The following is a 13410-nucleotide window of genomic DNA, read 5'->3' as shown; positions in this document are numbered from 1 at the left end:
GGCTTTGACGGGTCCTGCAAGGTGGAGCCGCCGATCAGTTTCGGATCGAGCTGACCTGGATCAATGGATCGCGCGACACGCCCGCGACCACCAGATCGGCCTGTTTGGAAGCGATGAGCCGCGTGTCGCGGCGGCATTCGCGCACGTCATTCTTGCCCGCAAGGTCGAAGTCCGATGCGGTGCCGCACACGTCGACGACCGCGCGCCAGATGCGGCGGTCGAGCGCCTTCGTCCCGCTTTCGCTGCGCAGGTCGAGGTCCGAATGCTGGACGACCACGGTGCGCGGCGCGGCGGCCGGCGCGGTCTGGGCGAAAGCGGGCTGGCCGAACGAGGCGGCGGCCAGCGCGGCGAGGATCAGAAGCTTTTTCATCTTGTGTCTCCTTCGGCCGGCTGAAGAGGAGGGGAGGAAGCCGGTGAAGCCCAGATAATCCCTGCGGTGCCGCTGCGGGAGCAACGATGTTGCGAAGCCGTTCTGCAAAATTGCAGAATGCGCGCACGGGGCATATGACGCACAAGACGCCATGTTCGACTGGAACGACCTCAAATCCTTTCTCGCGGTCGCCGAAACCGGCAGCACGCTGGCGGCGGCGCAGGCGCTGCGCGTCAGCCAGACCACCGTCGCCCGCCGCATCGCCGCGCTCGAGGAGGCGACCGGGCTCACCCTGTTCGAGCGGCGGCAGGCGGGTTATGCGCTGACCGTGGCGGGCGAGGGCATGCTCGCGAGCGCGCTGGCGGTCCGCGAGGCCGCCGACCGCTTCGGCGAGGCGGCGGGCGCGCGCTCGCGCGACGCCGGCGGCGCGGTCAGCCTGACGACGATGGAAATCTTCGCGGTCACCATCCTGCCGCCGATCCTGCGCGACCTGCGCGCGGCACATCCCGAAATCCACATCCGCCTCGACACCGCCGACGAGCCGCGCGACCTCGCGGCGGGCGCCGCCGACATCGCGATCCGCAGCAGCAAGCAGCCGACGGGTGCGGGGCTGGTCGGACGCCGGATCGCCGACAACCCCTGGACGCTCTACAGCAGCCGCGATTATGCCGACCGCCACGGCATCCCGCACAGCCGCGAGCAGCTCGCCACCCACCCCTTCATCGGCGGCGGCGGCGGGGTCTGGGAACCCTATCAGGCATGGCTGCGCCAGTACGGGCTCGAGGAATCGGTGGTGATGCAATATGACAGCGCCTCGGGTCTGCTCGCCGGGGTGCGCTCGGGCATGGGCCTCACCATCCTCCCCGCCTTCCTCGCCGATCGCGAACCCGACCTCATCCGCTGCATCCCGCCGAAGACCGAGGACACGACGGGGCTATGGCTGCTGACCCACGAACGGCTGCGCCATGTGCCGCGGGTGCGGACGGTGCTCGATTTCCTGGCGCAGGAATTGACTAAGCTGGCGCGCGAATAGCCGAAAAACCGCTTTCCCAAAAAAGATCGTCATGCTCCAAGCTGGTCGATGAACGGCAAATCATACGCTGCACGCCTGCCCAAAGGCTTCGCCGACACCGGGTTGCTTAAGGGCACAAAGGCCCCATTTTCGCGCCACGCATCGGGGACCTTTGTGCCCTTAGGTGCTTACCCTCGCGCTCCCGAATGGCATTTCAGTGTAAAGTTGCGCAGTTTTCCGCGCCTCCCGGGTTGCCAGCCCCATCTCGTCATCCCGGGCTTGACCCGGGACCCGCCTTTTTCTTCTGGGATCGCCGGATCGAAGGAGGGCAGGCCCCGGGTCAAGCCCGGGGTGACGACTGCGCCCGGGCGCATCGTCAACCACGATTCCAGTGTTAAGTTCGGCGGAGTTACGCCATTTCTCGCGCGCCCCGCTTCACGCCAACGCCATCTCCACCGCCGCCTCGACATGCAGCGCCAGCGTGTCGAACAGCGGCACCGCGCTGTCGCGCGCATCGACCAGCAGCATGATCTCGGTGCAGCCGAGCACGATCGCCTCGGCGCCATCGGCGATCAGCGCCGCGATGATGCGGCGATATTCGGCGCGCGATTCGTCGCGGATCACGCCCTGCACCAGTTCGTCATAGATGATGCGGTGGACGGTCACGCGGTCGGCATCGCCGGGGATGATCGCCGCGATCCCCGCAGCCGCCATGCGCCCGGTGTAAAAGGGCTTTTCCATCGTGAAGGCGGTGCCGAGCAGCCCGACGCGCGTATATCCCGCCGCGCGGATCGCGGCGATGGCGGGGTCGGCGATATGGAGCAGCGGCACGTCGGTCGCCGCCTCGACCGCCCCGGCGCACAGGTGCATCGTGTTGGCGCAGATCAGCAGCATCTCGGCGCCGCCTGCGGTCAGCGACCTCGCGGCTTCGGCCATCTGTCCGTCGAGCACGTCCCAGTCGCCGCTCGCCTGCAACGCGGCGATCGGCGCGAAGTCGAGCGACAGCATCAGCACGCGCGCCGAATGCAGCCCGCCGAGCCGCGCCTTCACCCCCTCGTTGATCAGGCGGTAATAGTGCGCCGAACTTTCCCAGCTCAAACCGCCGATCAGGCCGATCGTCTTCATCGCATCATCCCGGTCTTGCACAGCCCAGCGCCGCCGCGTCGATCGCCGTCGCCGCGCCGCGCAGGCGATAGGTGTCGGCGATCGACCCGCCACTCGTCGACACGCTCTCGACGCTCATGCTCGGCGCCGATCGTATGGCGGCGATGATCGCGGCATCCATCCGCGCGTCGCTCGCCCAGCCATGCGCACCGTTGCCGGTCAGGATGAAGCGGCGGCTGCCGATCGTCAGCCGCAATTCGCCGCCGGCGCGTCGCGCTTTCGACAGGCGGACGTAGAATTGGCCGCGAATGCGCGATTTGGGCCAGTAACCGACGCTGGCATAGGCCTTCACCTGCGGCGTCCCGATTGTCGCGGCGGGGGCGGCGATCGCGTAGCAACGCGGCGCCGCGGGGTCGCGAAAGGCGCCCCAGCCGTCGAAGATGCCGAGCGCGGTGCGCGGCGCTGCCACCGCCATGGCGGGCACCGCCGCCAGCATCAGCAAAAAGGGGAGGGCGCGGCGCATCGCGCCTCGATTGCGCGATTGGGGATGCTTTGCAAGCATGGCTTGCACGGCGCCATAGGCGCGTTAAGGAAGGAAGACATTTTATGGGGGCAGGGAATCGGGGTGCGAAGGCGCCCATGGTACCCGTCCCTGAGGGACTTCTCCCGCACGAGCATACAGGATGGCGGAATAACAATGAAAGCGACGATCGAACGCGCGATACTGTTGAAGAGCCTTGGCCACGTCCAGTCGGTGGTCGAGCGGCGTAACACGATTCCCATCCTCTCGAACGTGCTGATCGAGGCCGACGCATCGGGCCAGCTCAAGCTGATGGCGACCGACCTCGACCTGCAGGTGGTCGAGACGATCGCCGCCCGGGTCGAAACCCCCGGCACCACCACCGTTTCGGCGCACACCCTTTTCGAAATCGCCCGCAAGCTGCCCGAGGGCGCCGAGGTCAGCCTCGCCGCTGCCGAGGGCAAGATGCAGGTCAAGGCCGGCCGCTCGAACTTCAACCTGCCGACGCTGCCGCGCGACGATTTCCCGGTGATCGCCGAGGGCGAACTGCCGACCAATTTCGAACTGCCGGTCGCCGAGCTGATCCAGATCATCGACAAGACGCGCTTCGCGATCTCGACCGAGGAAACGCGCTATTATCTCAACGGCATCTTCCTGCACGTCGCCGAAGATGCGACCGGCCCGGTGCTCAAGGCCGCGGCGACCGATGGCCACCGCCTCGCCCGCTACACGGTGACCCGCCCCGACGGCGCCAGCGCGATGCCCGACGTGATCGTTCCGCGTAAATGCGTCGGCGAGATCCGCAAGCTGCTCGACGAGGCCGAGGGCAATGTCGAAATCAGCCTGTCGGCGACCAAGATCCGTTTCCAGCTCGGCAACGCCGTGCTGACCTCGAAACTGATCGACGGCACCTTCCCCGACTATAGCCGCGTCATCCCGACGGCGAATGACAAGCTCTTGAAGGTTGATCCGAAAAGCCTGTTCCAGGGCGTCGACCGCGTCTCGACGATCGCCAGCGAAAAGACCCGCGCGGTCAAGGTCGGCCTCGACAAGGACCGCATCACGCTCAGCGTCACCAGCCCCGAGAACGGCACCGCCGCCGAAGAGGTCGCGGCCGTGTACGACAGCGAGGCGATGGAGATCGGCTTCAACGCCCGCTACCTCAGCGACATCCTCGGCCAGGTCGACGGCGACACCGTCGAACTGCACCTTGCCGACGCCAACGCCCCGACCTTGATCCGCGAGAGCGAGAAGAGCCCGGCGCTGTACGTGCTGATGCCGATGCGGGTCTAAGTCCTTACCGGGCGCGTCAGTCGCGCTTGGCCTGACAGTGCGAACACGTCCGGCTTGCCGGGACGAGCAGGTTTATCCGATAGTTTCTCGTGCGGTACAGGCTGTATCCGCAGCGGGGGCATTTGAGCGCCATGAAGACTATCGCAAGCAGCAGCGATCCCACGACCAACAGCAAATATTTGGCATCGAAATCCGCGTTGCGCGTGCTCGGAAGCAGCAGCGCGCAGGCGCCGATAATAATAAAGAGAAATTGTATCGTCCGGGCGAAGCTGAGGCGGCTCACCCCCGGACCTACCCCGCCTTAGCCACCCGCCAGATCACCCCGCCGGTATCGTCGGCGATCAGCGCGCTGCCGTCCTTCGCGACCTTCACATCGGCCGGGCGACCGCGCGTCGTCTTGCCGTCCTTGGCAAGGAACTGGTCGAGCAGGGTGATCGGCAGCGTGTCGGTGGGTTTGCCATTGGCACCGAATTTCACGAACACCACGTCGTACCCCGCGACCGGTTCGCGGTTCCACGATCCGTGGCGGGCGATCAAAGCCCCGTTCGCCCAGCGCTCGCCGAGGTCGAGGCCCTGAGTAAAGGTCATCCCCAGCGGCGCGGTGTGGGCGCCGAGCGCATATTCAGGGCGCTTGACATATTGGCGCCGGTCGTCGGCATCGGGCGCGACCCGCGTGTCGACGAAGCCGCCCCAATAATACCAGGGCCAGCCATAGAAATCGCCTTCGTCGATCTCGGCCAGATAGTCGGGGACCAGGTCGCTGCCGAGCATGTCGCGCTCGTTGACCACGGTCCACAACTGGTCGCTGCCCGGATAAAAGCCGAGCCCGACGGGGTTGCGGATGCCCGCCGCGAAGGTGCGGACATATTTCTGTTCGGGGCGGATTTCCAGGATACGCGCGCGCCGCGCTTCGTTCGCCAGGCCCTTTTCACCGATATTGCTGTCGGCGCCGACGCCGACATAGAGCCAACCGTTGGGCGCCGCGACCAGGCTCTTGGTCCAGTGGCGGTTGGTGCCCGCGGCGGGCAGGTCGGCGATCTTGCTCGGCTTGCCGCTCATCGCGGTTTCGCCCTCGACATAGGGGAAGGCGAGCAGCGCGTCGGTGTTGGCGACATAGAGTGTCTTGCCGACCAGCGCGATACCATAAGGCGAGTTGAGGCCGGTGATATAGGCGGTCTTGACCTCGGCCTTGCCGTCGCCGTCGGCGTCGCGGAGCAGACTGATGCGGTTCGCCGACTTACCGCCGGCGCCCGCCTTGCTCATCATCCGGCCCATCACCGCACCCTCGATGCCAGAGGTATCGCGCGGCGGACTCTCGCTCTCGGCGACCAGCACGTCGCCATTGGGCAGCACGAACATCGTCCGCGGATGCGCCAGCCCCTCCGCGAAGCGTGCGACGCTCAGCCCTGCGGCGGCGCGCGGCGCCTCTCCGGCGGGCCATTTGGTCGCCTCGGGCACGTTCATCGTCGGGATCGTCTGCGACGCCTGCGGCGCCATCACGGGTACCCGGCCGCTCAGCTCTGCGGTCGAGAAGCGCGCCACATCGGGCCGCGACATCGCGTAAAGGACGATGCCGGCGACGACCAGGATCAGCAGCAGGGCGATGAGGACATATTTCAGGATCTTGCGCATGGCTCATGTCTACACGCGCTGCGGGCAAGGTCAAAGAGGCGAAACGCGGCCTGCCATGGTTAACTCGAAGCGCCTTGCGATTAACCTTACCCGCCTGTTCAGCACTATTGGGAACGGCGCGGTGAGGCGGGGGGCGTAGAGCGGTCCCGACATGATCGGGGACACCATGCAGCTGCCAGCACCTTTTCTTTCCGACCGCGCCGCGGTGGACGACGCGCATGCGCTGATCCACCAGCATGGCGACGAGGCGGGGTTTGCAGCCGCGGCGCGCGCCGAGCAGTATCGCGTGCTCGGCAACCACATCCACTTCGCGCGCTGGCGCCAGATCGAGCGACTGATCGTCTATCTGTCGGTCGAGGACATCCTCGACACGGTGCACTGACTCCCTAGCGTTTCTTTCACTTCGTCATTGCGAGCGAAGCGAAGCAATCCAGAGCGGTGTACGCCTGCCCTGGGCTGCCGCGCCGCTTCGCTCCTCGCAATGACGAGAGGAATTACAGCCGCAGCCCCGCCGTCTCAGGCAAACCCGCCATGATGTTGAGGTTCTGGACGCAGGCGCCGCTCGCGCCCTTGCCGAGATTGTCGAGCCGCGCGACGAGCCGCAGCTGGGCGCCGTCGGCGCTGGCATAGAGCATCAGCTCCATCGCATCGGTCGCGGCATCGTCCTTGCGCAGCAGCAGTTCGCTTTCGTCGCCCGCACGCCGCACGCTGACCAGCGGCGACCCCGCATAATGCGCCGCGAGCGCGTCATAGACCGCGTCGGCGGTCGGCGCGTCGAAGCTCAGCGGTACTTCGACCAGCATGCCGCGATAGACCGGCACCACCGCCGGCGCGAACACGGGCGCGTGGACCAGACCCGAACCGACCCGCATTTCCGGCACATGCTTGTGTCCAAGCGACAGGCCATAGCTGCGAAAACCGATGTCGGTTTCGGCTTCGAAACGCGTGATCAGTTCCTTGCCGCCGCCCGAATAGCCCGACACCGCGTTGACGCTCAGCCGCGCATCCTTCGCGACGATGCCGGCCGCGACCAGCGGCGCGACGAGCGCGAGGAAACCGGTTGGGTAGCAGCCGGGGTTGCTGACGCGCGACGAAGCTGCGATCGCGGCGCGCTGTCCCGCGTTCAGCTCGGGGAAGCCATAGGCCCAGCCCGGGGCGACGCGGTGCGCGGTCGAGGCGTCGATCACCTTCGTGCGGTCGTTGGCGATCATCGCCACCGCTTCGATCGCCGCTGCGTCGGGCAGGCAGAGGATGACGAAATCGGCGTCGTTCAGCGCTTCGCGCCGCGCATCGGCGTCCTTGCGCCGCGCCTCGTCGAGCGTCGCCAGCGCGAATTCGCTCCGCCCGGCCAGTCGCTCGGCGATTTCGAGGCCCGTCGTTCCCGCCGCGCCGTCGATGAATACCGTCTGTGTCATGATGTTATGTCAGTCTTTTATACCCGCTCACCGGCGGGTCATGATCCTTGGCTGCCGAACGTGCGGCGACGTCGGCCAGCGGCTCCACTTTCACCGCCATCCATCGTCGGCTGGCGTGGATGATGTGGGTGGCGTCGGCCATGATGCCGACATGGCCGGGAAAGAAGACCATGTCGCCGCGCCGGAGTGCGGCTGGGTCGACGTCCTTGTCGGCGCCGAGCGATGCCAGCTGCAGATCGCTGTCGCGCGGCAGGTGGATGCCCGCAGCGGCCCAAGCGAGTTGCACCAGCCCCGAACAGTCGATCCCGGCGGCGGTCCGGCCGCCCCACAGATAGGGCGCGTCGACCATTTCCTCGGCGACCGACGCGGCATCGGTTTCGTGTGTGCCGACCTCGGCCAGTGCGGCGAGCGGCAGATATCCGTGCGCGGTGGTGAGCCATTCGCCCTCGGCCTCGCCCATCACCAGCGCCCCGCGCGGCAGCACCGCCGACCCGCCGCTCGCGGCGTCGGGGGCGCTGTGGAGCAGTGCTTCGCTCGCGCGTACCCGGTGCGTCGGCGCGATCGGCGCCCCCAGCGCGTCGGCGGCCAGATACCCTACATAATGGTCAGCCAGGCAATACCCCCAAGCCCACCCGCCCGTCAGGTCGAGCAGCGCGAAGCCTTCGCCGTAGAGAAGCTCGCTCGTCTGGTCGGCATCGAGTGACGGCGCGCCGCGCAACACCGCTGAGGGCAGCACGCAACTGCTCATCATCGGCGCGGCATAATGGGGTGCGAAATGCTGGCCAGCGACCGCGATGTCGGCGAGGTCGGGGCGGATCGCGACGACGCGCGGATCATAGCTTTGCGACGTGCCTGTCAGGCCGAAACGGCCACGTCCCGCTCCTGCTGCGCCCGGGCGCCCCATGCGGATGCGACCCGCCAAATTTTCGACCTCTGCTGTCACGTCATGTCCTGAAATGCGATGAAGCCGCCGAACGGCGGATAATCGCGGCGCATTAGCGCAGCGGTAGGGCTTTTATCAAGCGCCATCGCCCTTGCGCCGCCGGTCGTAGCGCGCCTGCAGCATCGCCCATGCCGCGCGCATCCCGAGCGCCGCGCCGCCCTTGGGTCGGCCGTGCTTCGCTGAGGGGCGCCAGGCGAAGGTGTCGACATGCGCCCAGGTGATGCCTTCGCCGACGAACCGCTTGAGGAACAACGCGGCGGTGATCGTCCCGGCGAAAGCCGAAGAGCCCGCATTGCCAAGGTCGGCGATGTCGGTTTCGAGCAGGTCGGCGTAGCCATCCCATAGTGGCATCCGCCAAAGCGGGTCGTCGCGATCGATGCCGCCCGCCAGCATCGCGTCGGCCAGCGCATCGTCATTGGCGAACAGCGGTGGCAGGTCGGGACCCAGTGCGACGCGCGCGGCTCCGGTCAGCGTAGCGAAATCGACGATCAACTCGGGCTTGCCCTCGCTCGCCTTCGCCAGCGCGTCGCCGAGCACCAGCCGGCCCTCGGCGTCAGTGTTGCCGATCTCGACCGTCAACCCGAGCCGGCTTTTCAATACGTCGCCCGGCCGGAACGCATCAGCTGAAATCGCATTTTCCGCTGCCGCGACCAGACAGTGCAGCCGCACCGGCAGCCCGCTCGCCATCACCAGTTCGGCGAGCGCCAGCACGTGCGCCGCGCCGCCCATGTCCTTCTTCATCAGCCGCATTCCGGCTGACGGTTTGATGTCGAGCCCGCCGCTGTCGAAACTGATGCCCTTGCCGACCAGCGCGATGCGCGGATGGTCCTCTTTGCCCCACAAAATCTCGATCAGTCGCGCGGCATGATGTTTCGCTGCCGCGCGTCCGACGGCATGGATCATCGGATAGCCTTGTTCCAGCGCCTCGCCCTTGGTTATCACGATCTTCGCGCTATGCGCCTTGGCGATGCGCTCGGCTTCCTTCTCGATCGCCGCCGGCCCCATGTCGGCGGCCGGCGTGTTGACCATGTCGCGGACCAGCGCGGTCGCGCGCATCTCGGCGACCACCGGGGCAATCGCGCCGACGTCGCTGGTCAGCAGCACACGTGGCCCATGTGCTTCGGCCTTGGGGCGGTACCTGTCGAAACGATATTGTCCGCTCATCCACCCGAACATTGCCTTGCCCGGCTGCCGCCCCTCGACCCGGTAACGGCCTTCGGGCAAGATCTGGCCCAGCTTGGCAAGGCACCAAGCCGACAAGCTTTCAACATTCGCAACAGTCGTTACCACCGACCAGCGCTCGGGATCGTCGCCGGGCAGGATAGCATGGACAAAGGCATCGGGCTTGAACCCGACGGCGGCGAGGTGGGCGCGTTCACGCGCGCTGCGGCCCTTCAGCCAGCTATCAAAGCTCTTCTTGTCGACAAGGTGGATCGTGCGTGCATCCTGGCCCTTGTCGGGCTGGATCAAGTCGGAATGGTCGGTCATTCCGAATTGCTAGGCTTGCGGGGAAACTTTGTCGATGCCCGGCGTTGTTCGCCCATGACCGCCATCCTTGCCCTCCGCTCCGCCGCAGCGCTCGCGCCGGCTATCCTCCTCCTTCTCGCCACCTGCTCGAGCGAACCGGCGCAGACGACCGCCGAAAAGGCCGCCGCCGCCTCGGTTCCCGGTGCGCCTCCCGGCGCCGTCGACGATGTGAAGGTAGCGAATGCGACGGCCTCGGAGGTCAAGGAAAGCAGTGACCTGATGGAGTTTTCCTACGCCTATCCGCTCGAGGCGGCGAAGATCCCCAAACTCGCCGAATGGCTCGATGCCGACCGCGCGGCCAAGCGCGACGCACTGATCGCTGAATCGCGCCGTGATCGGGCGGCCGCGGAAAAGGGAGGCTTTCCCTACCGTCCCCACAGCCATTTGCAGTCTTGGGAACGCATCACCGACACGCCGCGCTTCCTCAGCCTGTCGAGCGAGATTTCGACCTACACCGGCGGCGCCCACGGCATGACGACCTTCGGCACTTTGCTCTGGGACCGCAACAGCGGCAAGCGACGTTCGCCGCTCGATCTGTTCACCAGCGGCACCGCGTTCGACGCGGCGATCCGCGACGATTTCTGCGCTGCGATCACGCGCGCCAAGGCGGCGAAGGGCATTCAACTGCCTGCGGAGAGTGAGGACTCGGTCTTCGCCAAATGCCCGCCGGCCTCGGCGCAGACGGTGTGGCTCGGCTCGTCCGATGGGCGCCATCTCGACCGCCTGACGATCGCCATCGCACCCTATGAGATCGGCGCTTATGCCGAGGGCGATTACCGGATCAACGTCCCCGTGACGGCTGGATTGATCCGCGCCGTAAAGCCGGAGTTCGCTGGCGACTTTCGCGCGGGCAAATAGGAATATGGCGATGGCGAAGCCGATGAAGGCCGGGAAGGTCGGCGAAACCGACGCTGAAAAGAGGGGCAAGAAGCGCGCGGCGACGAAGCTGAGGAAGGAGGTCGGTGCGGGCAAGACGATCGCCAAGCCGCCGAAGGACCGAGAGGCCGACCTTGATCGCGCGCCCAGATGGCAGCCGCGCTATCCCGGGTCCGGCCGTCTCAAGGGAAAGGTCGCGATCGTCACTGGCGGCGACAGCGGTATCGGCCGCGCGGTCTGCGCGCTCTTCGCGCGCGATGGCGCCGATATCGCGATCGTCTACCACAGCAACAGGGCTGACGCCGACGCCACCGCCGCGACCGTCGAAGCCGAGGGGCGCTGCGCGATCACCATCAAGGCTGACGTCGGCAAATCGGGCGCGGGCGAAAGGATCGTCGGCAAGGCGGTTGCCAGGCTCGGCCGGCTCGATATTCTCGTCAACAATGCGGGCGAGCAGCATCCGGCGGAGGATATTCGCGACATCAGCCTCGAACAACTCCGGCGCACCTTCGCAACCAACATCTTTGGCATGTTCTATCTGGTGCAGGCCGCGCTGCCGCACCTCAAGAAGGGAGCGGCGATCGTCAATTGCACCAGCGTCACGATGTATCAGGGATCGGGCGGGCTGCTCGATTACAGCGCCACCAAGGGTGCGATCACCGCCTTCACCCGCTCGCTCAGCGAAAATCTGGTTGGGAAGGGCATTCGCGTCAATGCGGTCGCGCCGGGACCGATCTGGACCCCGCTCAACCCGCGCGGCGGGTCGCCAGCCGATAAGGTCGCGACCTTTGGCGAGGGTACGCCGATGAAACGGCCGGGCGAGCCCAACGAGGTCGCCTCCTGCTTCCTGTTCCTCGCCTGCGACGACAGCAGCTATATGTCGGGTCAGGTGTTGCATCCCAACGGCGGCACGATCGTTAACGGGTAAGGGGCAGTAACGGATACGGGGGCAGGCAGGAGAAAGCCGATGCCAGCCAAATCGAAAGCCCAGCAGAAAGCCGCCGGTGCGGCGCTTAGCGCCAAGCGCGGCGACACGCCCAAGTCGAAGCTCAAGGGGGCATCGAAAGAGATGGCCGAGAGCATGACCGAGAAACAGCTCGAGGATTTCGCGAAGGGGGCGACCAAGGGCAAGCCCGAGCATGTCGATTGACCCAAAGACATAACCCCGGGCCTTTGACGACCCGGGGCTACGCGACTGCGACCCAGTGCAGCTCTATTTCTTTTGTACGGCCTTGATCGCCGTGGTCTTGGCGGCAGGTGAGCCACCCGCGGTTACCGGGAGCGTGTTGGGCACTTCATAGGCCGAACCCATCGCGACCATATGGCTGATCGCGATGCGGCGCGGCGTCAGCGCCTTGGGCTGGATGCCGACGTAGGAGAAACTCGTCGCGCTATGGCACTCGAAGCAATTATGGCCCTGCTGACCCTTGGCGCTCTGCAGGAAGGTTTCTGCGGTGGTATTCATCAGGCTGATTGCGCCGACCGCGTTGGTCTGGTTCAGCGTCTGCCAGTTGGCATTGGTCGTCACATAGGTGTTGGGCTTAAACCATGCCGTTCCGATCAGATTGTAGTTCTGCAGCGGTGAATTGTTCGGGAAGTTCGCCGCCGCGCCCTGTGACGCGACGTTGATCGCGGTGATGTTCGCCGGTCCGTTCGGCTGGGTGTCACCGCCGGTCTTGTTCATCTGGACGACCTGCGTGATCGGCGAGAATTTGCCTGTCGCTGCGTCGAAGGTGACCGTGGCTGGATTGGTATTGGTCTCGACGAGCAGGGCTGCCTGCGAATAGGGCGTTCCCGCCTTGTAGAAGGTGTAATTGCCGGGATCGCTGGCATTGGCGTCGAAGACGAAGCTGTTGTCGGCGAACATCGGCGCGTTCAGCTTGTGCTCGAAAGTCGCCCAGACGAATTCGGGATGATTCTCGACATAGCCGACGACGTGCATGCCGACGAGTGCGACGGTGACCGTCTCATATTTGCCGCTCGGGACGACCGTGCAGTTCGCGCCGTTGCAGTTGTTCTGCAGCACCGGCACCTCGGCCTGCGTCGTATAGCTGCCCGCCGGCGCGGCCTCACCCGCGGCGAGCCGATACCAGGTGGCCTTGACGATCGCGTCGCCGACGCTGAAATAATCGTCCTGGTTTGGATTGTTCTGATAGGCGCCGGTCGCGATCAGGTTGCGTTTGATCACATCGAAATAGTTCGGCGTCATGTGGCTCGACGCATAGACCGGATAGCCGTTCTGCCCGATCAGCATGCTGCCGTCGGCCTCTACGATCGCGCCGTCCTGACTGGGGGCGCCATCGGCCATGTGCAGCGGCTTCATATGCACATCGAGTCGCAGCAGCGAGGTGCGCGGGACTTCGGAGGTGTTGGTGAGCAGATCGTCCGGGATCTGCCAGGTCAGGAAGCGCGGAGTGCCGTCGATCGGGGCGTTTGCCCACACAAAGGCTTCCCACGACCATTGGTTGAACAGGCAATCGTCGGCGGTCGCGCTCATCGTCGTCGGCATCGTCGCGGTCGGGTTGAGATAGCTCTGCAGTCCCTCGGCCCAGCCGAAGCCCTCGGGGCAACTGCCGGCCGCGGCGATTTCCTTATCGCTGCCATATCCGCCGTCCTTGCACGACGACAGCGGCGTGGTCACGGCAAAGGCGAGCGCTGCAAGTTTCGCACCCCGCCAGAACTTGGCATTAAAGCCCGTGTTCATGATGCTTGCCCCCT

At 65.9% G+C, this 13410-nt stretch carries 15 protein-coding genes; 6 read left to right on the top strand and 9 right to left on the bottom strand.

All coding sequences use genetic code 11. The features are described 5' to 3' along the window. Positions 1 to 34 precede the first annotated feature (34 nt). Complete coding sequence (locus AC3WS4_RS02420) at positions 35 to 370, bottom strand: UrcA family protein (protein WP_492739986.1); 336 nt, start codon at positions 368 to 370, stop codon at positions 35 to 37. 151 nt (positions 371 to 521) lie between these two features. Between AC3WS4_RS02420 and AC3WS4_RS02415 the strand changes: the two genes are divergently transcribed. Then, the gene (locus AC3WS4_RS02415) at positions 522 to 1403 is read left to right on the top strand and encodes a LysR family transcriptional regulator (protein WP_492739987.1); all 882 of its coding nucleotides are present in this window, start codon (positions 522 to 524) and stop codon (positions 1401 to 1403) included. Positions 1404 to 1817: 414 nt separating this feature from the next. Here the strand turns inward: AC3WS4_RS02415 and AC3WS4_RS02410 are convergent, their stop codons facing one another. Together AC3WS4_RS02410 and AC3WS4_RS02405 are read right to left on the bottom strand one after the other, a co-directional pair. Continuing rightward, the gene (locus tag AC3WS4_RS02410) at positions 1818 to 2507 is read right to left on the bottom strand and encodes an aspartate/glutamate racemase family protein (RefSeq protein ID WP_492739989.1); all 690 of its coding nucleotides are present in this window, start codon (positions 2505 to 2507) and stop codon (positions 1818 to 1820) included. Between the two features lie 4 nt (positions 2508 to 2511). Further along, positions 2512 to 3009 (bottom strand): hypothetical protein, encoded by a 498-nt coding sequence (locus tag AC3WS4_RS02405; protein WP_492739990.1) that lies wholly within the window; start codon positions 3007 to 3009, stop codon positions 2512 to 2514. A 174-nt stretch (positions 3010 to 3183) separates the two neighbouring features. Between AC3WS4_RS02405 and dnaN the strand changes: the two genes are divergently transcribed. Beyond that, on the top strand, positions 3184 to 4299 hold the full coding sequence (gene dnaN, locus AC3WS4_RS02400) for a DNA polymerase III subunit beta (protein WP_056349029.1): 1116 nt from the start codon (positions 3184 to 3186) through the stop codon (positions 4297 to 4299). Positions 4300 to 4315: 16 nt separating this feature from the next. Here dnaN and AC3WS4_RS02395 read toward each other — a convergent pair whose 3' ends face one another. After that, positions 4316 to 4582, bottom strand: coding sequence for a hypothetical protein (locus AC3WS4_RS02395; protein ID WP_492739991.1), 267 nt, complete (start codon positions 4580 to 4582; stop codon positions 4316 to 4318). Positions 4583 to 4590: 8 nt separating this feature from the next. Continuing rightward, entirely contained in the window at positions 4591 to 5931 is a 1341-nt protein-coding gene (locus AC3WS4_RS02390; RefSeq protein WP_492739992.1) for a PQQ-dependent sugar dehydrogenase, read from the bottom strand. A gap of 166 nt (positions 5932 to 6097) precedes the next feature. On the opposite strand from AC3WS4_RS02390, the gene AC3WS4_RS02385 reads away from it, so the two are divergent. Continuing rightward, positions 6098 to 6313 carry a hypothetical protein gene (locus AC3WS4_RS02385; protein WP_056351978.1) on the top strand — a complete coding sequence of 72 codons (216 nt, stop codon included), beginning with the start codon at positions 6098 to 6100 and terminating at the stop codon, positions 6311 to 6313. 112 nt (positions 6314 to 6425) lie between these two features. Here the strand turns inward: AC3WS4_RS02385 and argC are convergent, their stop codons facing one another. The 3 genes from argC to AC3WS4_RS02370 all read right to left on the bottom strand — a co-directional run bounded on the left by argC (position 6426) and on the right by AC3WS4_RS02370 (position 9777). Further along, on the bottom strand, positions 6426 to 7346 hold the full coding sequence (argC, locus tag AC3WS4_RS02380) for an N-acetyl-gamma-glutamyl-phosphate reductase (protein WP_492739993.1): 921 nt from the start codon (positions 7344 to 7346) through the stop codon (positions 6426 to 6428). A gap of 4 nt (positions 7347 to 7350) precedes the next feature. Beyond that, on the bottom strand, positions 7351 to 8289 hold the full coding sequence (locus AC3WS4_RS02375) for a C40 family peptidase (protein ID WP_492739995.1): 939 nt from the start codon (positions 8287 to 8289) through the stop codon (positions 7351 to 7353). Between the two features lie 75 nt (positions 8290 to 8364). Beyond that, positions 8365 to 9777 carry a leucyl aminopeptidase family protein gene (locus tag AC3WS4_RS02370; protein ID WP_492739996.1) on the bottom strand — a complete coding sequence of 471 codons (1413 nt, stop codon included), beginning with the start codon at positions 9775 to 9777 and terminating at the stop codon, positions 8365 to 8367. Between the two features lie 54 nt (positions 9778 to 9831). Here AC3WS4_RS02370 and AC3WS4_RS02365 point away from each other — a divergent pair, with 54 nt between their 5' ends. The 3 genes from AC3WS4_RS02365 to AC3WS4_RS02355 are packed head-to-tail and all read left to right on the top strand — an operon-like array spanning position 9832 to position 11842. Continuing rightward, positions 9832 to 10674 carry a DUF3298 and DUF4163 domain-containing protein gene (locus tag AC3WS4_RS02365; RefSeq protein ID WP_492739997.1) on the top strand — a complete coding sequence of 281 codons (843 nt, stop codon included), beginning with the start codon at positions 9832 to 9834 and terminating at the stop codon, positions 10672 to 10674. Between the two features lie 10 nt (positions 10675 to 10684). Continuing rightward, positions 10685 to 11620 (top strand): SDR family oxidoreductase, encoded by a 936-nt coding sequence (locus AC3WS4_RS02360; protein ID WP_492739998.1) that lies wholly within the window; start codon positions 10685 to 10687, stop codon positions 11618 to 11620. 39 nt (positions 11621 to 11659) lie between these two features. Next, the gene (locus tag AC3WS4_RS02355) at positions 11660 to 11842 is read left to right on the top strand and encodes a DUF3008 family protein (RefSeq protein WP_492739999.1); all 183 of its coding nucleotides are present in this window, start codon (positions 11660 to 11662) and stop codon (positions 11840 to 11842) included. 63 nt (positions 11843 to 11905) lie between these two features. Here AC3WS4_RS02355 and AC3WS4_RS02350 read toward each other — a convergent pair whose 3' ends face one another. Further along, positions 11906 to 13396: a hypothetical protein gene (locus AC3WS4_RS02350; RefSeq protein WP_492740000.1), complete on the bottom strand. Its 1491-nt coding sequence runs from the start codon at positions 13394 to 13396 to the stop codon at positions 11906 to 11908. Positions 13397 to 13410: the final 14 nt, after the last annotated feature.

This window comes from Sphingopyxis sp. EU05-FHT14B03, from assembly GCF_058790875.1.
The sequence above is the reverse complement of the archived record's forward strand: the minus strand, read 5'-3'. Positions and strand labels throughout refer to the sequence as shown.